The 18,783-nt window shown below is 71.2% G+C and carries 23 protein-coding genes; 8 read left to right on the top strand and 15 right to left on the bottom strand.

Annotated elements, in window-relative coordinates; translation table 11 throughout:
- Window positions 1-77: 77 nt before the first annotated feature.
- A complete protein-coding gene (locus OG709_RS02560) occupies window positions 78-1,319 on the bottom strand; it encodes a cation:proton antiporter (protein WP_329164626.1) in 1,242 nt (413 codons plus the stop codon).
- Window positions 1,320-1,325: 6 nt separating this feature from the next.
- Window positions 1,326-1,811, bottom strand: coding sequence for a cation:proton antiporter regulatory subunit (locus OG709_RS02555; protein ID WP_250300169.1), 486 nt, complete (start codon window positions 1,809-1,811; stop codon window positions 1,326-1,328).
- A 255-nt stretch (window positions 1,812-2,066) separates the two neighbouring features.
- Between OG709_RS02555 and OG709_RS02550 the strand changes: the two genes are divergently transcribed.
- Window positions 2,067-2,786: a ribonuclease H family protein gene (locus tag OG709_RS02550; RefSeq protein WP_326695390.1), complete on the top strand. Its 720-nt coding sequence runs from the start codon at window positions 2,067-2,069 to the stop codon at window positions 2,784-2,786.
- A 36-nt stretch (window positions 2,787-2,822) separates the two neighbouring features.
- Here the strand turns inward: OG709_RS02550 and OG709_RS02545 are convergent, their stop codons facing one another.
- Window positions 2,823-3,278, bottom strand: a complete 456-nt coding sequence (locus tag OG709_RS02545) for a DUF5990 family protein (protein WP_250300166.1) — start codon at window positions 3,276-3,278, stop codon at window positions 2,823-2,825.
- 251 nt (window positions 3,279-3,529) lie between these two features.
- On the opposite strand from OG709_RS02545, the gene OG709_RS02540 reads away from it, so the two are divergent.
- Entirely contained in the window at window positions 3,530-4,354 is an 825-nt protein-coding gene (locus OG709_RS02540) for an endonuclease I family protein (RefSeq protein ID WP_401274438.1), read from the top strand.
- A gap of 54 nt (window positions 4,355-4,408) precedes the next feature.
- Here OG709_RS02540 and OG709_RS02535 read toward each other — a convergent pair whose 3' ends face one another.
- A complete protein-coding gene (locus tag OG709_RS02535) occupies window positions 4,409-4,669 on the bottom strand; it encodes a DUF6213 family protein (RefSeq protein ID WP_250300163.1) in 261 nt (86 codons plus the stop codon).
- Between the two features lie 237 nt (window positions 4,670-4,906).
- On the opposite strand from OG709_RS02535, the gene OG709_RS02530 reads away from it, so the two are divergent.
- The gene (locus OG709_RS02530) at window positions 4,907-5,101 is read left to right on the top strand and encodes a hypothetical protein (RefSeq protein ID WP_250300162.1); all 195 of its coding nucleotides are present in this window, start codon (window positions 4,907-4,909) and stop codon (window positions 5,099-5,101) included.
- Here OG709_RS02530 and OG709_RS02525 read toward each other — a convergent pair.
- The 3 genes from OG709_RS02525 to OG709_RS02515 all read right to left on the bottom strand — a co-directional run bounded on the left by OG709_RS02525 (window position 5,092) and on the right by OG709_RS02515 (window position 6,783).
- Window positions 5,092-5,421 carry a DUF6343 family protein gene (locus tag OG709_RS02525; RefSeq protein WP_250300159.1) on the bottom strand — a complete coding sequence of 110 codons (330 nt, stop codon included), beginning with the start codon at window positions 5,419-5,421 and terminating at the stop codon, window positions 5,092-5,094. The genes OG709_RS02530 and OG709_RS02525 overlap by 10 nt on opposite strands.
- A gap of 136 nt (window positions 5,422-5,557) precedes the next feature.
- Window positions 5,558-6,343 (bottom strand): SAM-dependent methyltransferase, encoded by a 786-nt coding sequence (locus OG709_RS02520; RefSeq protein ID WP_250300157.1) that lies wholly within the window; start codon window positions 6,341-6,343, stop codon window positions 5,558-5,560.
- Window positions 6,344-6,660: 317 nt separating this feature from the next.
- Window positions 6,661-6,783: a hypothetical protein gene (locus OG709_RS02515; RefSeq protein WP_266644466.1), complete on the bottom strand. Its 123-nt coding sequence runs from the start codon at window positions 6,781-6,783 to the stop codon at window positions 6,661-6,663.
- 19 nt (window positions 6,784-6,802) lie between these two features.
- Between OG709_RS02515 and OG709_RS02510 the strand changes: the two genes are divergently transcribed.
- Window positions 6,803-7,195, top strand: a complete 393-nt coding sequence (locus tag OG709_RS02510) for a hypothetical protein (RefSeq protein ID WP_329164621.1) — start codon at window positions 6,803-6,805, stop codon at window positions 7,193-7,195.
- A 23-nt stretch (window positions 7,196-7,218) separates the two neighbouring features.
- The gene (locus OG709_RS02505; protein WP_250300155.1) at window positions 7,219-7,716 is read left to right on the top strand and encodes a peptidylprolyl isomerase; all 498 of its coding nucleotides are present in this window, start codon (window positions 7,219-7,221) and stop codon (window positions 7,714-7,716) included.
- 169 nt (window positions 7,717-7,885) lie between these two features.
- Here OG709_RS02505 and OG709_RS02500 read toward each other — a convergent pair whose 3' ends face one another.
- The 4 genes from OG709_RS02500 to OG709_RS02485 all read right to left on the bottom strand — a co-directional run bounded on the left by OG709_RS02500 (window position 7,886) and on the right by OG709_RS02485 (window position 12,285).
- Window positions 7,886-9,034 (bottom strand): PP2C family protein-serine/threonine phosphatase, encoded by a 1,149-nt coding sequence (locus OG709_RS02500; RefSeq protein WP_329164616.1) that lies wholly within the window; start codon window positions 9,032-9,034, stop codon window positions 7,886-7,888.
- Window positions 9,035-9,191: 157 nt separating this feature from the next.
- Window positions 9,192-10,265: an acyl-CoA dehydrogenase family protein gene (locus tag OG709_RS02495; RefSeq protein ID WP_250300151.1), complete on the bottom strand. Its 1,074-nt coding sequence runs from the start codon at window positions 10,263-10,265 to the stop codon at window positions 9,192-9,194.
- Window positions 10,262-11,434: an acyl-CoA dehydrogenase family protein gene (locus OG709_RS02490; RefSeq protein ID WP_329164612.1), complete on the bottom strand. Its 1,173-nt coding sequence runs from the start codon at window positions 11,432-11,434 to the stop codon at window positions 10,262-10,264. The genes OG709_RS02495 and OG709_RS02490 overlap by 4 nt, the downstream gene beginning before the upstream one ends.
- Window positions 11,434-12,285 carry an enoyl-CoA hydratase gene (locus tag OG709_RS02485; protein WP_250300147.1) on the bottom strand — a complete coding sequence of 284 codons (852 nt, stop codon included), beginning with the start codon at window positions 12,283-12,285 and terminating at the stop codon, window positions 11,434-11,436. Before OG709_RS02485 ends, OG709_RS02490 begins: the two co-directional genes overlap by 1 nt.
- Window positions 12,286-12,414: 129 nt before the next feature.
- On the opposite strand from OG709_RS02485, the gene OG709_RS02480 reads away from it, so the two are divergent.
- The 3 genes from OG709_RS02480 (at window position 12,415) to OG709_RS02470 (ending at window position 15,089) form a co-directional block, all read left to right on the top strand.
- The gene (locus OG709_RS02480) at window positions 12,415-13,200 is read left to right on the top strand and encodes an SDR family oxidoreductase (RefSeq protein ID WP_329164609.1); all 786 of its coding nucleotides are present in this window, start codon (window positions 12,415-12,417) and stop codon (window positions 13,198-13,200) included.
- Between the two features lie 48 nt (window positions 13,201-13,248).
- Window positions 13,249-13,848 carry a TetR/AcrR family transcriptional regulator gene (locus OG709_RS02475; protein WP_250300424.1) on the top strand — a complete coding sequence of 200 codons (600 nt, stop codon included), beginning with the start codon at window positions 13,249-13,251 and terminating at the stop codon, window positions 13,846-13,848.
- Between the two features lie 83 nt (window positions 13,849-13,931).
- Complete coding sequence (locus OG709_RS02470; RefSeq protein WP_329164607.1) at window positions 13,932-15,089, top strand: acetyl-CoA C-acetyltransferase; 1,158 nt, start codon at window positions 13,932-13,934, stop codon at window positions 15,087-15,089.
- Window positions 15,090-15,191: 102 nt separating this feature from the next.
- Here OG709_RS02470 and OG709_RS02465 read toward each other — a convergent pair whose 3' ends face one another.
- From OG709_RS02465 to OG709_RS02450, 4 genes are read right to left on the bottom strand one after another with little or no spacing between them, the layout of a single operon-like run.
- The gene (locus OG709_RS02465) at window positions 15,192-16,265 is read right to left on the bottom strand and encodes an NAD(P)H-dependent flavin oxidoreductase (RefSeq protein ID WP_250300423.1); all 1,074 of its coding nucleotides are present in this window, start codon (window positions 16,263-16,265) and stop codon (window positions 15,192-15,194) included.
- Window positions 16,266-16,282: 17 nt separating this feature from the next.
- Window positions 16,283-17,068 carry a CoA-transferase subunit beta gene (locus OG709_RS02460; RefSeq protein ID WP_250300141.1) on the bottom strand — a complete coding sequence of 262 codons (786 nt, stop codon included), beginning with the start codon at window positions 17,066-17,068 and terminating at the stop codon, window positions 16,283-16,285.
- Window positions 17,065-17,913 carry a CoA transferase subunit A gene (locus OG709_RS02455; RefSeq protein WP_266645152.1) on the bottom strand — a complete coding sequence of 283 codons (849 nt, stop codon included), beginning with the start codon at window positions 17,911-17,913 and terminating at the stop codon, window positions 17,065-17,067. The genes OG709_RS02460 and OG709_RS02455 overlap by 4 nt, the downstream gene beginning before the upstream one ends.
- A gap of 32 nt (window positions 17,914-17,945) precedes the next feature.
- Window positions 17,946-18,698, bottom strand: a complete 753-nt coding sequence (locus OG709_RS02450) for an enoyl-CoA hydratase family protein (RefSeq protein WP_250300139.1) — start codon at window positions 18,696-18,698, stop codon at window positions 17,946-17,948.
- Between the last annotated feature and the right edge of the window lie 85 nt (window positions 18,699-18,783).

Below are 18,783 nucleotides of genomic sequence, written 5' to 3'. Positions count from 1 at the left end.
GCGAGCTGAACGAGGCGAGCTGAGCGAGGTGGCAACGAGGCGCCCCGGCCCGTACGCCCGGTGCGCGACGCCGGCGCTCAGCCGCGCGTTCCGGCGGTGTCGGCAGTGCCGGTGGTGTCGGCCGGCTGCGGCGCGGCAGGTGTGGCGGGCGCGGTCCTGCCCCCGGCGAGACGACCGGAGAGGCGACGGGCCAGCGGCTCGGTCCAGCGTGCGGTGAGCGGGCCGACGATGACCAGGATGAGTACGTACGCGGTCGCCAGCGGCCCGATGCGGGGCTCGACGCCGACCGCGAGGCCCGCGATCACGATGGAGAACTCGCCGCGGGCGACCAGCGTGCCGCCCGCGCGCCAGCGTCCCGCTGTTCTGATTCCGGCCCGCCGGGCCGCGTACCAGCCGGTGCCGATCTTCGTGAGGACCGTCACGACCGCGAGCAGCAGCGCGGGCAGCAGGACGGGTGGGATGTCGGCGGGGTTGGTGCTCAGGCCGAAGAAGACGAAGAAGACCGCGGCGAACAGGTCGCGCAGCGGGGTGAGCAGGTTGTGGGCGCCTTCGGCGACTTCACCGGAGAGCGCGATACCGACGAGGAATGCACCCACCGCGGCGGAAACCTGCAGTTGCTGGGCGATACCCGCGACGAACAGGGTCAGTCCGAGGACGACGAGGAGCAGCATCTCGGGGTTGTCGGAGGAGACAGCCCGGCTGATGAACCGGCCGTGGCGCAGGGCCACATAGAGAACGGCGCCGACGGTGCCCAGCGAGATCAGCAGGGTGAGACTTCCCCCGGCCAGGCTCAGCCCGGCGAGCATCGCGGTCAGCAGTGGCAGGTAGACGGCCATGGCGAGGTCTTCGATGACCAGGACACCCAGGATGACGGGTGTCTCGCGGTTGCCGAGGCGGCCGAGGTCTCCCAGGACTTTGGCGATGACGCCGGAGGAGGAGATCCAGGTGACCCCGGCGAGGGCGACGGCCGCGACCGGTCCCCAGCCGAGCAGGAGTGCGGCGGCGGCGCCGGGAGTCGCGTTGAGTACGAAGTCGACGATGCCGGACGGGTACTGGGTCTTGAGGTTGGTGACGAGTTCCGATGCGCTGTACTCGAGTCCCAGCAGGAGCAGCAGCAGGATGACGCCTATTTCGGCGCCGGTGGCGGTGAATTCCTCACTGGCGTCCAGGGGGATGAGTCCGCCGTGGCCGAAGGCGAGACCGGCCAGCAGATACAGGGGGATCGGTGAGAACCCGATGCGCCCTGCGAAGCGGCCGAGGAGGCCGAGGGCGAGGATGACCGCCCCGAGTTCGATGAGCAGCGCGGACGTGTTGTGCACAGGTGTCTATCCTCCGGTGATCAGTTCGGCGACGGCGTCCACGCCCTCGCGGGTGCCGACGACAACGAGGGTGTCGCCGCTGGCGAAGCGGAAGTCCGGGGCGGGCGAGGGGAACGCTGCGGTGCGTCGCAGCACGGCGACGACGGAGGCACCGGTCCTGGTACGCGCCTGAGTGGCGCCGAGGGTGCGGCCCGCGTACGGCGACCTCTTGGTGATCAGGACGTGCTCGGTCACCAGATCGATCTCCAGGTACTCCCGGAGATGGGCCACCGGGTCCGGGGTGAGCAGCCTGGACAGCGCGGTCGCTTCGTGCGAGGCCAGCGGGGTCGCGTTGCGGCAGTTGTCGTCGTCCTCGGGGTCGTGGAAGGCGACGATGCGGCGTCCGTCCTGGTGCACCACGACCGAAATGTGCTGTCCGGCCTCGGTGTTGAGGTCGTACCGGGTGCCGACTCCCGGCAGGCTGGTCTTCCGGACGTGCGCGGCGGGTTCCATAGGAGGCTCCATACGGGCATGCAGGGGCGGTGTGCGGGCACAGGTGCGGGAATGGTCGGCGGGCCCGGGGGTGCGGCGTGGACGCTGTCCCGGCCGGCGCCCTCCGGATCACACGAGCCTTCGGCCGGTTCGCAGGAACGGCCCTTGGCCCTGCGAATACTCTAGCGCAGGTCAAGTAATGGTAAACAAGGCGGATTGTATGCGTAGATTCGGACGATATGGGGGGTGTGGCGCGGACCTGCCGCCGGTACTGGAATGATCGAGGGCATGACTGAACGCGTTATCGCCGCGTGTGACGGGGCGTCGAAAGGAAATCCGGGGCCCGCGGGCTGGGCCTGGGTCATTGCCGACAGTGCGGGGACGCCCGTCCGCTGGGAGGCGGGTCCGCTGGGCACCGCGACCAACAACGTCGCCGAACTGACAGCCCTGGAGCGGCTGTTGGCGGCTGTCGATCCGACGGTTCCGATGGAGATCCGGATGGACTCCCAGTACGCGATGAAAGCGGTCACGACCTGGCTGCCCGGCTGGAAGCGCAAGGGCTGGAAGACCTCTTCCGGCAAGCCGGTCGCCAACCAGGAACTCGTCGTCCGCATCGACACGCTGCTCACGGGGCGCTCCGTCGAGTTCCGCTACGTGCCCGCGCACCAGGTGAACGGCGATCCGCTCAACGACTTCGCCGACCGGGCCGCCAGTCGGACGGCGATCGTGCAGCAGCCCGCGGGCAGCGATCAGGGTTCTCCCGAGCCGCCGGCCTCACCCGACACCGTACGGACGGGCGGCGCGTCCCGTCGCTCCTCCGGTGGGGCGGCGAAGTCGGCAGCGCCGCGGCAGCGCGCGTCGACGCGTACGCTCCAGGCCAAGTTCCCCGGCCGCTGCCGGTGCGGTCGCTCGTACGCCACGGGCGAGTCCATCGCCAAGAACACGGACGGCTGGGGCCACCCGGAGTGCCGTACGGCGAGCGGCGCCGAGGCGTAGCGCCTCCTGTGTGGGCCCTGCTCCCTGGTCAGGCCTTCACGGGGTGTTCGGTCCGGCCGACCAGATGATCAGCGGGGGCCGGACGGAACCGCAGAGCGGCGCCCCCGCGGCGTCCGTGAGGCGCAGTTCCGCGGTGAGCCGACCGGCCAGGACCGCGGCGTCCAGCACCTCGGTCGGGACCGCGTCGAGCATCAGTTTGGCCCGGCGGAACATGGTGGCGGTACCGGTCCCGTCCGTGGTGGTCCAGGACAGATAGATGAACCGCCCGCCGAAGCGGTGCTGGATGTACGGACCGGCGAGGGTGATGGAATCCGGGGTGACGGTCGTCGTGCAGTCCAGGGTCCACGAGGCGGACGGGCTGTCACCCGCGTGCAGTTCCACTACGTCCTGCGGCCGGTCCTTGGCCTGAACTCCCACCTGGATGTCCACGGCGTCGGCGAAGGCGGCGCTGGTGCGGCCCGGGAGGGCGGTCGCCTCGATGCAGATCTTCATTGCGTGCCCTGTTCTCCCGGACCGAGGGGCCGGGATCGGCCCGATGGCATCAGTTGCCCCAACTCCCAGTAGAGCATCCGTGGCGTCCGGCCCTTCGGTGCGGCCCGGCCCGGCCCCGGTCCCGTGGGGAGATCGGCACATGCTTGTTCCGCGTTCTTCACCCGCCGGATCGACGGCTGTGGCAATGTCCCGGGAACCGCAACCGACGTCAACAGCGCGCTACAGCGCGGCAGTTGGAGAGGACACCCCACATGTCCCGTCTTATGACGACGAGATGGATCACCGCCACCGCGACCGCCTTCGCGGCGGCCGCGGTCCTGAGCGCCGCACCCCCCACGCCGGCCGCGACCCCGGCGCGTGCCACCCCGGCGGCAGCCGCCTCCACGGTGCTGGACGACTCGTACTACGCGGGCGCCGAGGGCAAGACCGGCCCGGCGCTCAAGAGCGCGCTGCACACCATCATCAGCGTGCAGTCGAAGGTCACCTACGCCCAGGTCTGGGACGCCCTGGACCACACGGACCAGGATCCCGCCAACGCGTCCGACGTGATCGAGCTGTACACCGGCCGGTCCATACCCAAGACCAGCCAGGGCGGCAGCACGGGCGACTGGAACCGGGAGCACGTCTGGGCCAAGTCGCACGGCGACTTCGGCACCGCCACCGGCCCGGGTACCGACCTGCACCATCTGCGGCCCGCGGATGTCGCGGTGAACGGCATCCGGGGGAACAAGGACTTCGACAACGGCGGCACGGCGGTCGCCGGTGCTCCCGGCAACTACACCGATTCCGACTCCTTCGAGCCGAGGGACGCGGTCAAGGGCGATGTCGCACGCATGATCCTCTACATGGCGGTGCGGTACGACGGCGGTGACGGCTTCCCCGACCTGGAGCCCGACGACAAGGTGAACAACGGCTCTGCGCCCGCCATCGGACGCATCAGCGTACTGAAGCAGTGGAGCGACCAGGACCCGCCGGACGCCTTCGAGAAGAACCGCAACGACGTGATCTACAACGACTACCAGCACAACCGCAACCCGTTCATCGACCACCCCGAATGGGTCGACGCCATCTGGTGATCACGGACGCCGTCCGGTGATCACGGCTGGGGCGGGCCGGTCTCCTCGCGGAGGTTACCGGCCCGCACCTCGCGCGCCCTCGTTGCCGTCCTTGGACGTGTGGGCGATGCATTCGACGTCGATCTGGTCGGCGAGTTTGGCCAGTTCGATGGTCAGGGCGGCCACGGTGTTCTCGTCGGCGTTCGACGCGTCGTCGCGTACCGCCTGGAGCCAGCCGGCGCCCAGCGTCCGCAGCATGTGGCTCACGTCGGCCGCTGCCACGTGCAGGACACCCTGTTCATCAGGGACCAGGGCAAGCATGACGTCACGGTTCACAGTCTCTCCGCCTCCAGTGTCTGCGGAATTCTCCGCAAAGCGACTCTAATGACACCTTGTCCCCCCGCGTGGGACATGAGGTCCATGCCCTCCGCGGGTGCGGGCGATGCACGGTGGCCCCACCGGGTCCGTGTTCCCGCTGCTGTCACGGGTATCTCCGCCGATATGGTGTGCGGGCCGGAAAAGGCGGGCCGGGAGATACCCTCCGGCCGCGTGCCTGCCTCATAATCTCGTCCCATGCGCCTGAATCCCGTGGAACCCGATTCCGTACGCCCGTCCGCGGTGTGGAACGAGGCGGTCCGTGAGTTCCTCAGGACGCGGCAGGGGCAGGCGCTCTCCACCCACGAGAGCGCGGAGTACCAGCGTCTCCGGGAGGGTTACATCCGCGCGGTGCGGCACGAGTCCGGCGACGGCGCCGACGCTCAGCCCTGACCCTCGGAGCGTCGGCGCCGGATGACGACGATGTCGATCGCCGCCACGATCGCCAGGACACCGCAGATGACGGCCAGGGTCACCAGGAACCCCGGGCCGGGCGATCCGGCCGGTGCGGAGACGGCCCACAGGGAGAACCCGGCGGCCCCTGCGGCGAATACGGGAAGCGCGGTGACCGAGAGCACCAGGCGCAGCCCCAGCGCGCTGTACGCGGTCAGCGGCTCGGTTCCGGTCCGGACCCGTCCCGGGCCGAGGAGTACAGGATGGTGGTGGTGGGTCGGAACGGTGTTCCGGCCGCCCAGCGCAGCACGGTGAGACATGAGTCCCCTTCCTGGCAGCGGCCTCTCCCGTTGAGGGGCGCGGCCGGAGCCTTCCGGTCCTCTTCCACCAGTGTGCTCCGCCACTGCCGGACCGGGCCACCCCGTACGCGAGGGGGCGGCCCGGTCCGGCCAGGTCCTAGCGGATCCGGGCGACGGCGGAGTAGATGCCGCTGCCTTCCGGCTGCGGGGCGGAGCCGTCCTTGAACCATTCCGGGGCCGTCACCAGTCCCGGCCCGACCAGGTCGAGCCCGTCGAAGAACCGGGCGACCTCGTCACGGGTGCGGAATCCCAGCCGCATGCCGCCCTTCGCGTACTCCGCGGTGACCATCGCCGCCAGTTCCGAGTACAGATCGGACGCGGCGTGGGACATCACCAGGTAACTGCCGGACGGCAGGGTGTCGACCAGGGTGCGGACGATGCCGTACGGATCCTGGTCGTCCGGGACGAAGTGCATGAGCGCGATGAGGGAGAGCGCGATCGGCCGGTCGAAGTCGAGGAAGCCCCTGGCGTGGTCGATGATCGACTGCGGTTCGCGCACATCGGCCTGGATGTAGTCGGTGGCGCCCTCCGGCCGGCTGATCAGCAGGGCCTCGGCGTGACGCAGCACGATGGGGTCGTTGTCCGTGTAGACGATCCGGGCCGAAGGGGTGGTCCGCTGGACGATCTGGTGCAGGTTCGGCCGGGTCGGGATGCCGGTGCCTATGTCGAGGAACTGATCGATGCCACTGCCCGCCAGCCAGGCGGCGGCGCGGTGCATGAACTCACGGTTCTGCCGGGCGGCATCCTTCGCCTCGGTGGGGAGTTGTTCCCCCACCTCCTGGTCGACGGGGTAGTTGTCCTTGCCGCCCAGGAGCCAGTCGTACACCCGCGCGGGATGAGGCTTGCTCGTGTCGATCCGGGGCGTGGGTGTGGCTGCCGTCATGACGGACTCCGTTGCGCGAGGAGTGGATGAGAGAGGCGGGAACAGGCCGGGGGAGGGGGTGCCGGGCGAGCGACTGCCGTACCGGGTCCCGCGGCCGGGCGGGCACTGCCGCCGCCGTTCCCCCACCGCGGAGACTCGAACAGCTCACTCACATCCCACCGCAACCCGACCGACCAGCGCCTTGTCGGCGAAGTCTGCCACAGCAACTCGGCCGTGGCCGCACGGCGTTGACCTCCGGATTCCGGCCCGTCCCGGCCGCCGGGCACGGCGCCGGTGTTCGACGGCCCCGAGGACGGCCGCGAGGACCGCACGCGGGTTCACAGCTGCCGCTTTCGCGGGACGCAGACACGGGTGGTCGCCGGATCGTCCGGGCGTTCCCGTTCGTACAGCGCGACGACCGGGCGGCCGAGCGCGTACCGCTCGACGACCACCGGGACCACGACGGCGCTCCACAGTGCGATGACCAGACCCGCCCCGGGCGACGCAGTGGCCGACGGCGGACCACTGCGACGTCGTCAGACGGCCCACGATCCACCCGGCCGGTTCGCCCGGCACGACATCGCCCGAGTCGACGGCGTCCCGCCGGCCCGTGGCGAACGCCAGACCCGCCAGCACCACCGGGACACCCGCCGAGGCCCGGTGCAGATAGCGGCGGGACATCAGGGCCAGCAGGACACCCCCGCCGTGCCCGTCACGGGTGCGACGCTCGCCAGGTCGTTGGAGGTGCAGCCTTCGTCGTCGCAGCTCCAGACGGTGTGTGACGCCTCGGCCGAACTGATGCGGGGCGTGAACGGGGGTACGGATACCACACCCGTCGGAGACCCGGGCACGTGTGGTGGATGGGGTCCCTGAGGCGAACGTGACAGGATGTCCCTATGTCTACCAACGTATTCTTCGACGTCACCATCGATGAGCAGCCCGCCGGACGGATCGTCTTCGAGCTGTTCGACGACATCGTCCCCAAGACCGCCCAGAACTTCCGCGAGCTGGCCACCGGCGAGCACGGCTTCGGCTACGCGGGCTCGCCCTTCCACCGCGTGATCCCCGACTTCATGCTCCAGGGTGGCGACTTCACCCGGGGCAACGGCACGGGCGGCAAGAGCATCTACGGCGAGAAGTTCGCCGACGAGAACTTCACACTGAAGCACGACCGTCCGTTCCTGCTGTCCATGGCGAACGCCGGGGCCAACACCAACGGCTCCCAGTTCTTCATCACCACGGTGGTGACGTCGTGGCTGGACGGCAAGCACGTCGTGTTCGGCGAGGTCGTCGAGGGCCAGGACCTGGTCAGGAAGATCGAGGCGCTGGGCTCCCGCTCCGGCGCGACCAGCTCGAAGATCGCCGTCTCGGCTTCCGGGACCGTCGAGAAGTAGTCCCGGATCCGGTCCGGCGAGGACCGGGATCCCGATGGGCACCCGAAGTGTCTCCGTGACCGCTGTCGCCCACGCGGTCACGGAGACACCGCCCTTTCCCCGCCGCGCACCACGCGCCCCCGCATCGCGCTCCGGCTTCGGCGCTCCGGCTTCGGCCCACCGGCCTCCGTCAGGCGGCCGTGTCCTCCGCGTTCCGTCCGGCGATCGCCAGGATGGCCATGTCGTCCTGGCGGGTGCCGCCCGTCCAGCGTGTGACATCCGCGGTCAGCGCGTCGATCAGCGAAGCGGGATCCGTGAACCGGTGACCCGCGAGCCGGGAGGTGCACGGGTCGTAGAAGACGCCGTCGCGGTTCCGCGCCTCGGTCACTCCGTCGGTGATCATCAGGAGCATCGCAGTCGGCGGCAGCCGCAGGACATCGACCTGCGCGTCGTCCTCCGGAGTCGCCGGGCCCGCCAGCCGCATACCGAGCGGTAGTTGCGGGACGGTCGGGTCCAGCCGGAGCAGCCGCCCCCCGTCGAGCAGGTACGGGGCGGGGTGCCCCCGGTTCACCAGCCGCAGCACGCCGCCGTCGGGTGAGACCTCGGCCAGCACCACGGTGGTGAAATCCTCACCGGCGATCTCCCGGCTGCTGCGCTCCGCCTCCCTGGACAGCGCCTCGTCCAGCTGGTGCGCCAGCTCCGCGAGGCTGGAGGCACGCTCTGCCTCCTGGCGGAACGCCCCGACGGTGACCGAGACCGACGAGATGGCCTGGAGTCCCTTGCCCCGTACGTCGCCGATCATCATGCGCACGCCGAACGGGGTGTCCTGTACAGCGAAGAGATCGCCGCCGATCCGGGCCTCTGTCTCGGCGGCCGTGTACCCCGCGGCCACTGCCAGGTGACCGGCGTGCGTCGGAGGATCCGGAAGTACGGCCCGTTGCAGGGCCTCGGCGACGTCTCTGGCCACCGCGAGATCGCGCCCCTGGCGTTCCATGAGCCGGTTGACCAGGACGGCCAGCACCCCGATGAGCGCGACGACCGCCAGATCGACGAAGTTCGCCGAGAGTGGACGGGTGTGGTGGTAGTCCAGCGTCACCGAGGCCACGCAGGCCAGACCCCCGAAGACGACGGTCGCGCGGAGCGACAGCATCGCTCCCGCGATCATCGGCGATGCGGCCAGCAACGGGAGGCCCATGTAGGGCTGGGGCGCGGTGAGATCGAGCAGTGCTCCAGCGATCAGGGAGAGCGCCGCCAGTGCCCACGGCACCTTCACCGAAGTGGGTGAGAGTCCCTTCACCTGCTGCTCCCTGCTGCCCGGGGTGGTTCCGTCCGTGGCCACCGACGAAGAGTCGGATCATGCCAGGAACCCGCACGAAACGGGACGAAGGCGCGCGAAAGCCGCCCGGTCCGCTGGCGACGGGGGCCGGTGCCGTCCCGGTCGGCGGGCATCCGGCCCCCGTCGTTCGTCGCCTCAAGTCCGGTGTCCGGAGGGAGGGTTACGGCACCTGCGCGGGGCCGGTCGCGGGGGAGACTCCCGGAGAGGGGGCGACCGGACCGGCGAGCACCCGGGCCCGGCAGGCGGACGGTGTGCCCCAGGCCGAGCGCAGCGCGCGGGCCTTGCGGATCCACAGCGACAGGTCGTACTCGGCGGTGTAGCCGATGGCGCCGTGCAGTTGCAGGGCGGTACGGGCCGCCGCGTACGCCGCTTCGCCCGCCGCCACCTTCGCGGCGGCGATCTCCGCCCCGGCGTCGGCCGACTTCCCGGACAGGGCCACCGCAGCGCCGTGCACCAGCGGACGGGCGAACTCCAGGCCGATGAGGGCGTCCGCGAGCCGGTGCTTGACGGCCTGGAAGGCGCCGATGGTGGTGGAGAACTGGGTGCGCTGCTTGGCGTAGGCGACGGTCCTCTCGACCAGGGCGAGGCCGACCCCCAGCGTCTGGGCGGCGGTGGCGAACGCGGCCCAGTCGGCGGCGGCCGTGGCCGCCGCCTCGACGGCCGGGCTGATGGCGAGCGTCGCACCGGTGCCGGGCAGCGGGCGGGCGAGGCGCCGCGCCGGGTCGAGCGAAGGCTGAACAGGCCCGTGTCCGGCGGTCGTTCGCAGTTCGGCGGTTCCGGGCGCGTCGGCGCCGGTCACCACGAAGGTGACGTCGGCCGCGTCCGCGTCCAGGGCGTACGGCCCGCCCTCCGCCAGCGCCAGGGACACCATGGCCTGCCCGGAGGCGATCCGGGGCAACCACGCGTCTGCCGCGGCGGTGTCTCCGCGCTCGGCCAGACCGCCGAGGAGCACACCGGCCGCGACGCTCTCCACGAGCGGCCCCGGCACCGCGTGCCGCCCCAGTTCGACGAAGGACACGGCGAGTTCGACGGGCAGCAGCCCCATGCCGTCCTGCGCTTCGGGTACGGCCAGGGCGAACACTCCCGCCTCGGCGATCCGGGCCCACAGGGCGCGCCCCCGGCCGGTGTCGCCGTCGCCCCAGGCGCGTACGGCCGCGGGGGTGTCGGCGGCCGTCAGCATGCGGTCCAGGGTCCGCCCGAACTCGGCCTGCTCGTCGTCCAGCAGGAACTTCATGACCGGCGTCCTTTCGGCAGGCCCAGCAGCCGCTCGGCGATGATGTCGCGCTGGATCTCATTGGTGCCCGCATAGATGGGGCCGGCCAGCGAGAAGGTGTATCCGTCGGCCCAACTGCCGTCGGCGGGGGCCTCCCCGGCCTCGTCGGACAGCTCGCCGCGCGGGCCCAGCAGATCGAGCGCCGTCTCGTGCAGGCTGATGTCCAGCTCCGACCAGAAGACCTTGTTCAGGCTGGACTCGGCGCCGATGGAGGCGCCCGCGGCGATGCGCGAGGCGTTGGCGTAGGTGAAGAGCCGATAGGCGCGGGAGCGGATCACGGCGTCGGCCACCCGGTCGCGCAGCGCGGTGTCCGCGGGGTCGGCCTCGTCCCGCCAGAGGGCGGTGAGCTTCTCGGCCGCGGCGGTGAACCGGCCGGGGCTGCGCAGGGTCAGACCGCGTTCGTTCCCCGCGGTGCTCATCGCCACCTGCCAGCCGCGGCCGGGCTCGCCGATGACGTCCTCGTCGGGGACGAAGACGTCGTCGAGGAAGAGTTCGGCGAAGGCGGGCTTCCCGTCGAGGCGGCCGACGGGTCGTACGGTCACGCCCTTCGCGTCGAGCGGGAACATCAGATAGGTGAGGCCCCGGTGCGGCCGGTCCGCCCCGGGATCGCTGCGGAAGAGCCCGAAGGCGCGGTCGGCGAAGGCGGCCCGCGACGACCAGGCCTTCTGGCCGTTGAGCAGCCAGCCGCCTGCCACCCGCACGGCGGTGGAACGCAACGACGCCAGGTCCGACCCGGACTCCGGCTCGGACCAGGCCTGCGCCCAGATCACCTCACCGCTCGCCATCGCGGGCAGGATCCTGGCCCGCTGCTCGGGGCTGCCGTGCTCGAAGAGGGTGGGGGCGAGGAGGTTGATGCCGTTCTGGCTGACGCGGCCCGGTGCCCCCGCCGCGTAGTACTCCTCCTCGAAGATCAGCCAGTGCAGGATCGACGCGCCCCGGCCGCCCTGCTCCACGGGCCAGGAGACCGCCGACCAGCGGCCCGTCGACAGGGTGCGTTCCCAGGCGCGGTGGGCGGCGAAGCCCTCGGACGTCTCCAGGGAGGGCAGCGGGCGGGCCGGGACGTGCGCGGCGAGCCAGTCGCGGGCCTCGGCCCGGAAGGCGTCGTCCTCGGTGGTGAAGTCGAGGTCCATCAGCGTCCCGCCTTCTTCATCGCGCCGATGTCCATACCGCCGAGGGAGTCGGCCGCGGTCTCGGCGTTGTGCGCGTGGGCCAGGTGGTGGAGACCGAAGACCGAGTCCAGGCCGGTGTGCAGGCCCTGGAGGTCCTCGGCCTGGTTGACCGCGCGCTTGGCCAGGGCCAGGCCCATCCGCGGCATCTCTGCGACCCGGGAGGCCAGTTCATGGGTGCGGGCGGTGAGTTCGGTGCCGGGCACGACGCGGTTGACCATGCCGAGCTCGTAGGCACGGCGGGCGCTCATCCGCTCCCCGGTGAAGAGGAACTCCTTCGCGATGCGTGGCGGCATCACCCACGGGTGGGCGAAGTACTCGACACCCGGGATGCCCATCCGCACGACCGGGTCCGCGAAGAAGGCGTCCTCGGAGGCGACGATCAGGTCGCAGATCCAGGCGAGCATCAGACCGCCGGCCACGCAGGCCCCCTGTACGGAGGCGATCATCGGCTTCGGCAGCTCGCGCCACCGTCGGCACATGCCCAGGTAGACCTCGGACTCCCGGGCGAAACGGCTCTCGGCCCCGGTCTTGTCCGAGTGGTCCCACCAGAGACCCGCCGTGCGGTCGAAGGGCAGGTGGGCGTCGCGCTCCGGCGTGCCGATGTCGTGGCCCGCGGAGAAGTGCTCGCCCGCGCCGGCCAGCACGACGGCCTTGACCTCGCTGTCGTCGGCCGCGCGGTAGAAGGCGCGGTCGAGGGCGTAGGTCATCGCGGAGTTCTGGGCGTTGCGGTAGTCCGGGCGGTTCATGGTGACGAGGGCGACCGGGCCCTGCCGCTCGTAACGCACCACGGACGGCTGGTGATCGGCGGTCATCGGCGACTCCTTCCCTAACAAGTGTTTGGTAGGTTAACCTACGGCCATGAGCAGCGTCGAGGAATACGGCACCGGGAACCCCGCCCGGCCGCGGACCGCATCAGCAGGACCTGTCCCAGGTGGGCAGCCGTGAACCAGCCCCCGAAGTACCTCCCCGGGCACCAGCTGCTCGCCGGCCGTACCGCCGTGATCACCGCCGCCGCGGGCGCCGGGATCGGCGGCGCGACCGCGCGCAGATTCCTGGAGGAGGAGGCCCGCGTCGTCCTCGGCGACAGCCACGCACGCCGGCTGGCGGAGACGGTGCAGGCGCTGGCCGAGGAGTTCGGTGCGGACCGGGTCGCCGGGGTGCCCTGCGACGTCACCGACGAGGAACAGGTCGCCGCCCTCCTCGACCTCGCGGAGGAACGACACGGGCGGCTCGACCTCGTCGTCAACAACGCGGGTCTCGGCGGCACCGCGGACCTGGTCGAGATGACCGACGCCCAGTGGGACAAGGTCATCGACGTCACCCTGAACGGCACCTTCCGCTGCACCCGCGCCGCGCTGCGCCGGATGAAGCGGTCCGGCGCAGGCGGCGTCATCGTCAACAACGCCTCGGTGGTGGGCTGGCGCGCCCAGCGCGGGCAGGCCCACTACGCGGCGGCCAAGGCCGGCGTGATGGCGCTGACGCGGTGCGCCGCCGTCGAGGCCGCGGAGTACGGCGTACGCGTCAACGCCGTCTCGCCGAGCCTCGCCATGCATCCGCACCTGGTGAAGGTCACCACGCCCGAACTGCTGGAGCGGCTGACCGAGGCCGAGGCCTTCGGCCGGTACGCCGAGCCGTGGGAGATCGCCAACGTCATCGTCTTCCTGGCCAGCGGCTACTCGTCGTACATGACCGGCGAGACCGTGTCGGTCAGCAGCCAGCACGCCTGAGCGGGGAACGACAATGGACGTGTGCCTACAGCCAAGAAGAAGACCACGATGAGCCCGTCGCCCGCGCGGCGCCGGGAGCTGCTGTCCACCGCCGCCGAGGTGTTCGCCGCGCAGGGCTACAACGCCACCACGGTGCGGAAGATCGCGGACGAGGCCGGGATCCTGGCCGGCAGCCTCTACTACCACTTCGACTCCAAGGAGTCGATGCTCGACGAGATCCTGAGCACCTTCCTGGACGAGCTGTGGGCCCGTTACGACGCAGTCCTCGCCGCCGGGCAGAGCCCCAGGCAGACCATCGAAGACCTGGTCACCGAGTCCTTCCGGGAGATCGACAGGCACCGCGCCGCCGTCGCCATCTACCAGAAGGAGTCCAAGTACCTTTCGATCCAGCCCCGTTTCGGCTATCTCGCCGACTCGCAGGAGAAGTTCGAGAAGGCATGGCTCGGCACGCTCGAACGCGGCGTGGCCGACGGGGCCTTCCGCTCAGATCTCGACATCCGCCTCACCTACCGCTTCGTCCGCGACACCGTCTGGGTCGCCGCGAGCTGGTACCGGCCGGGCGGACAGCACAGCCCCGAGGAGATCGCCCGCCAGTACCTGGCGATGGTGCTGGACGGCATCGCCTCCGGGCCCCCGCAGGACACATAGCGTCTTCCGTCCGGGCCGGACCCCGCGAGCCCGGCCCGGACGGGAGGCCCTACCCCTACCAGGTTCCGCATGGAGGAGCAGTCATGGCTGAGGCCTACATCGTCGAAGCGGCACGTACCCCGGTCGGCCGGCGCAAGGGCGGGCTCAGCGCCGTTCACCCGGCCGACCTCGGCGCGCATGTGCTCGGTGCGCTCGTGGAGCGCACCGGCATCGACCCGTCCGCCGTGGAGGACGTCGTGTTCGGCTGCCTCGACACGGTGGGCCCGCAGGCGGGTGACATCGCGCGGACCTGCTGGCTGGCCGCCGGCCTGCCCGAAGAGGTGCCGGGTGTGACCGTCGACCGGCAGTGCGGCTCCTCCCAGCAGGCCGTCCACTTCGCCGCCCAGGGCGTGCTCTCCGGCACCCAGGACCTGGTCGTCGCGGGCGGCACGCAGAACATGTCGATGATCCCGATCGCCTTCGCCAGCCGGCAGGCGGCCGAGCCGCTCGGGCTCACCGAAGGCCCGTACGCCGGGTCCGTCGGGTGGCGGGCGCGCTACGGCGACCAGCCGGTCAACCAGTTCCACGGCGCCGAGATGATCGCCGAGCAGTGGAACATCTCCCGCCGGGACATGGAGGAGTTCGCGCTCCGCTCGCACCAGCGCGCCGCGCGCGCCATCGACGAGGGCCGCTTCGCCCGGGAGACCGTCGCGTACGGGGACGTCACCGTGGACGAGGGCCCGCGCCGGGACACCTCACTGGAGAAGATGGCCGGGCTCAAGCCCGTCGTGGACGGCGGCAGGCTGACCGCGGCTGTCTCCTCGCAGGTCTCGGACGGCGCCTCGGCCATGCTGATCGCCTCCGAACAGGCCGTCCGCGACCACGGGCTGACGCCGCGGGCGCGCATCCACCATCTCTCCGTACGCGCCGAGGACCCGATCCGGATGCTCTCCGCGCCCATAGCGGCCACCGCCCACGCGCTGAAGAAGACCGGTCTGACGATCGCCGACATCGATCTGGTCGAGATCAACGAGGCCTTCGCCTCCGTGGCGCTGGCCTGGCTGAAGGAGACCGGCGCCGACCCGGAGAAGGTCAATGTCAACGGCGGCGCCATCGCGCTCGGCCACCCGCTGGGCGCGACCGGCACCAAACTGATGACGACCCTGCTGCACGAACTGGAGCGCACCGGCGGCCGGTACGGGCTGCAGACGATGTGCGAGGGCGGCGGTCAGGCCAACGTCACCATCATCGAACGCCTCTGACGGCGCAGGCCGCCGGACAGGACCTGATGCACACCAACGCCCGCGCCCTTCCCGGCACTCGACGGTACCGGGAAGGGCGCGGGCGGTTCGCCCGGAGGGGGCTCAGCCTGCCCGGGACGCCGAGGGCGCGCCCAGCGCGGCGAGGGAGCTCAGCGTGTCCTGGGCCTCGGCCATGATCCGGTCGACGAGTTCGGCGCAGGAGGGCAGGTCGTCGATCAGGCCGGCGACCTGGCCCGAGGCCATCACCCCCAGATCCGGGCGGCCGTCCACCATCGAGGCCTTCAGCATCATCGGGGTGTTGGCCGCCAGCAGTACCTGACTCCACGTCAGATCCTTGCCGTGCTTCATGGCGAGGCCGTCACGGACCATTCCGGCCCAGCTCAGCCCGGAGTGCGCCTTGAAGCCGGCGGCGTGCCGCAGCGCCCGCACCAGCGCGGCCGGGCGGCCCGAGCGCTCCAGCGCCGCGACCAGGGGTGTCCGCAGCATCCGGTGCGGAAGGCCGTCGACCTTGGTGGTGACGGTGATGTCCTTGACGCCCGCCGCGAGGTACTCCGCCTTCACGGCGTCCGGCACCGTGCTGTCCGAGGTGAGCAGGAAGCGGGTGCCCATGGCGACCCCCGCCGCCCCGTGCGCCAGCGCAGCGACGAGACCCCGCCCGTCCCGGAAGCCGCCCGCGGCGATCACCGGAATCCCGACCGCGTCGACGACCTGCGGCAGCAGCACGGTGGTGGCCACCTCGCCGGTGTGCCCGCCGCCCTCGCCGCCCTGCACGATGACCGCGTCGGCGCCCCACGCCGCGACCTTCTCCGCATGGCGGCGCGCGCCGATCGACGGGATCACGACGACACCCGCGTCCTTCAGCCGCCCGATCAGCGCCTCGGACGGCGCCAGCGCGAAGGACGCGACCCGCACACCCTCGTCGATGATGACGCCCACCCGCTCCGCCGCATCGCCCGCGTCCGCCCGGAGGTTGACGCCGAAAGGACGGTCGGTCCGGGACTTCACCTCGCGTACCGCGGAGCGCAGCTGCTCCAGGGTCATGGTCGCGGAGGCGAGGATGCCCAGCGCCCCCGCATCGGCCGTCGCCGACACCAGCCGGGGGCCCGCCACCCACCCCATGCCCGTCTGGACGATCGGATGGCGGACGCCGACCAGCTCGGTGAGCCGGGTGGACAGCGTGAATCCGCTCCCGCTCACGTCCGCACCTCGCGGTTGCGCAGGCCCCGCGGGTCGATGACCGTACGGATCAGCCGGAGCTCCTCCGCGCTCGGCTCGCGGGTACGGGGGACGTCGTCCGGGACCGGGAGCTCGAAGCCGGTGGCCTCCCGCACCTGCGCGGCGCTCACCCCCGGGTGCAGGGACCTGACGCGCAGGGTCCGTCCGGGGGTCTCGAAGTCCAGCACCGCCAGGTCCGTGACGACCCGGCGGAGCTGGTGGAACCGGGTCGCGGACGGACCGGCCGCGGCGGCGCGGTCGTGCCCGACGCCGCTGACCATGTCGACCTTCTCGACGAACACCCGGGGAGAATGCCGGGGGATCCAGTAACTCGTCGGGTTGTTGATGGTGTTGACCGGCGCGCCGCGCACGCCCAGCAGCTGGCGGGCCGGCTGCTTCCAGTCGCCGATGCAGCTGATGTTCTGGTTGCCGTGCCGGTCCAGCTGGCTGGCGCCCATCATGACGTGCCGCTTGCCGCCGGCGACCATGGCCAGATGCCTGCGGTAGGGCAGCCATCCCTCGACGGTCTCCGGCTGCGCGCCGATCGCCGGTACATCACCGATCACCAGGGCCTCGCCGTCGGTGAGCAGCAGATCGGGCGAGAAGGTCAGCTTGGCGAGCCGGGCGCCGACCGACGGCACGGTGCCCATCGGGCTGGCCAGCACCTCGCCGTCACCCCGCCACGCCTCGGCGCAGGCGATGACGCAGTACTCGGCGCGGGTGACGCCGGTCTCCGCGCCCTGAGCGGTCTCCTGCGTACTCATGCGCCCTCCTTGGCGAAGGCCGCGACCGCGGCCTGGTAGGTGTCCTCGTCCCCGGACAGGAAGCGGTCGGTGAACTCGCGCCAGGCGTCCGGGTCCGCGGCTGCCTTGGCGTACGCCGTCTGGAACGCCTCGTCGCGCCCGTAGTCGGGGATGCACGAGGTGAAGTGCGCGCCGTTCGGGGTCTCGACGACCCCGGTGACCGAGTGGCGCCCCACGAGCAGGGTCTGCGGAGGGCCGGCGGCGGCGAACTCCGAGCTCGGCACGATCCGTTCGCAGGAGACGTAGGCGTCGGTGGCCGCTTCGCAGAAGAGGTCGTCGAAGTACGGGTCGGGGCCCAGGTACTGGCCGTTGCCGCGGGCGTCCGCGCGGTTGACGTGGACGAGGGCCGCGTCCATCCGCAGCGCCGGTACGGCCACCAGCTCCTCACCGTCCGCGTACGGTGAAGTGACCGCCCGCAGCTCCGGGTTGACCGTCATCACGTCCGATCCGAGACCGGCCCGGATCGGCATGAACGGCAGTCGGTGGGCGGCGGCGGTCAGCCCCCACATGAACATCGCCTCGTCCAGTTCCGTCAGCTCGAAGTCACCGCGCTGGCGGGCCGCCCGGAAGTGCGGCTCCAGCGGGATGGAGTCGAGCGTGGCGAAGGCGGCGACCAGCTTGCGGATCTTTCCGGCGGCGGCCAGCAGGCCCACGTCGGGGCCGCCGTAGGAGATGACGGTCAGATCGGTGACGTCCGACCGCAGCAGGGCGCGGACGAGCGCCATGGGTTTGCGCCGGGAACCCCAGCCGCCGATGCCCAGCGTCATACCGCTGCGCAGCCGTCCGACGACGTCCTCCGCGGACATGACCTTGCCGGTCCTCTCAGGGGTGTCGCTGCTCACGACTTCTCCTCCTTGTTTCCGAAGGTGTTACGGACCTGGTCGGCGATCCCCACGAGGTTCGCCTCGAAGGTGAAGCCCTGTTCGAAGCGGTAACTGCGGCGGACGTCGACCGGGTCGATGCCGTTGATCGCGGCCTTGGCGAGGCGGATCAGCGTGCCGTCCTTGGCGGCGATCTCGACGGCCAGAGCCACCGCCGCGTCCAGCAGCCCGTCGCGGGGAACGACCTGCCACACGGAGCCGTGCCGGTGGAGTTCCTGCGCCGTGGCGGTACGGGAGGTGTAGTACAAGGTGCGCATCAGGTGCTGGGGGACCAGCCGGGCGAGGTGCGTGGCGGCGCCGAGCGCGCCGCGGTCCAGCTCGGGGAGGCCGAAGGTGGCGTCGTCGCTCGCCACGATCGCGTCGGCGTTGCCGACGAGGCCGATACCGCCGCCCAGGCAGTACCCGCCCACCGCGGCGACGACGGGCACCTCGCACTCGTATACGGCGGCGAAGGCCTCGGCGCAGCCGTGGTTGGCGCCGACCAGCGCTCCGTGGCCTTCGGAGCGCTGCATCTCCTTGATGTCGACGCCGGCGTTGAAGCCACGTCCGGCGGCGGTCAGCACCACGCAGCGGACGGTGGGATCGGCCCCTGCGGCGCGCACCGCTTGGGCCAGGGCGAACCAGCCCTGTACGGGCAGGGCGTTGACGGGAGGGAAGTCGACGGTGACCACACTGACGCCGTCGTGCGGGCTTGAGGTGGAGACACCCATGAGCAGATCAGCTACCTTTCCACCAAACATTTGTTAGGTGAGAAGGTAGCAGTGCTTCGCGTACCGCGGGAGGGGGCGCCCGGCG

Source organism: Streptomyces sp. NBC_01267 (genome assembly GCF_036241575.1).
Taxonomy (GTDB): Bacteria; Actinomycetota; Actinomycetes; order Streptomycetales; family Streptomycetaceae; genus Streptomyces.
Note: the sequence above shows the minus strand (reverse complement) of the source record. Positions and strands in the feature narration are given on the sequence as shown.

Bases quoted from the DNA above. Each gene is read 5' to 3' on its own strand.
- OG709_RS02490 (WP_329164612.1), bottom strand. From the start codon at position 11,434: ATGGACCTCGACTTCACCACCGAGGACGACGCCTTCCGGGCCGAGGCC.
- OG709_RS02485 (WP_250300147.1), bottom strand. From the start codon at position 12,285: ATGACCGCCGATCACCAGCCGTCCGTGGTGCGTTACGAGCGGCAGGGC.
- OG709_RS02460 (WP_250300141.1), bottom strand. From the start codon at position 17,068: ATGAGTACGCAGGAGACCGCTCAGGGCGCGGAGACCGGCGTCACCCGC.
- OG709_RS02455 (WP_266645152.1), bottom strand. From the start codon at position 17,913: ATGTCCGCGGAGGACGTCGTCGGACGGCTGCGCAGCGGTATGACGCTG.
- OG709_RS02520 (WP_250300157.1), bottom strand. From the start codon at position 6,343: ATGACGGCAGCCACACCCACGCCCCGGATCGACACGAGCAAGCCTCAT.
- OG709_RS02510 (WP_329164621.1), top strand. From the start codon at position 6,803: ATGACCAGACCCGCCCCGGGCGACGCAGTGGCCGACGGCGGACCACTG.
- OG709_RS02530 (WP_250300162.1), top strand. From the start codon at position 4,907: ATGCGCCTGAATCCCGTGGAACCCGATTCCGTACGCCCGTCCGCGGTG.
- OG709_RS02495 (WP_250300151.1), bottom strand. From the start codon at position 10,265: ATGAAGTTCCTGCTGGACGACGAGCAGGCCGAGTTCGGGCGGACCCTG.
- OG709_RS02505 (WP_250300155.1), top strand. From the start codon at position 7,219: ATGTCTACCAACGTATTCTTCGACGTCACCATCGATGAGCAGCCCGCC.
- OG709_RS02475 (WP_250300424.1), top strand. From the start codon at position 13,249: ATGAGCCCGTCGCCCGCGCGGCGCCGGGAGCTGCTGTCCACCGCCGCC.
- OG709_RS02450 (WP_250300139.1), bottom strand. From the start codon at position 18,698: ATGGGTGTCTCCACCTCAAGCCCGCACGACGGCGTCAGTGTGGTCACC.
- OG709_RS02470 (WP_329164607.1), top strand. From the start codon at position 13,932: ATGGCTGAGGCCTACATCGTCGAAGCGGCACGTACCCCGGTCGGCCGG.
- OG709_RS02525 (WP_250300159.1), bottom strand. From the start codon at position 5,421: ATGTCTCACCGTGCTGCGCTGGGCGGCCGGAACACCGTTCCGACCCAC.
- OG709_RS02545 (WP_250300166.1), bottom strand. From the start codon at position 3,278: ATGAAGATCTGCATCGAGGCGACCGCCCTCCCGGGCCGCACCAGCGCC.
- OG709_RS02550 (WP_326695390.1), top strand. From the start codon at position 2,067: ATGATCGAGGGCATGACTGAACGCGTTATCGCCGCGTGTGACGGGGCG.
- OG709_RS02540 (WP_401274438.1), top strand. From the start codon at position 3,530: ATGTCCCGTCTTATGACGACGAGATGGATCACCGCCACCGCGACCGCC.
- OG709_RS02555 (WP_250300169.1), bottom strand. From the start codon at position 1,811: ATGGAACCCGCCGCGCACGTCCGGAAGACCAGCCTGCCGGGAGTCGGC.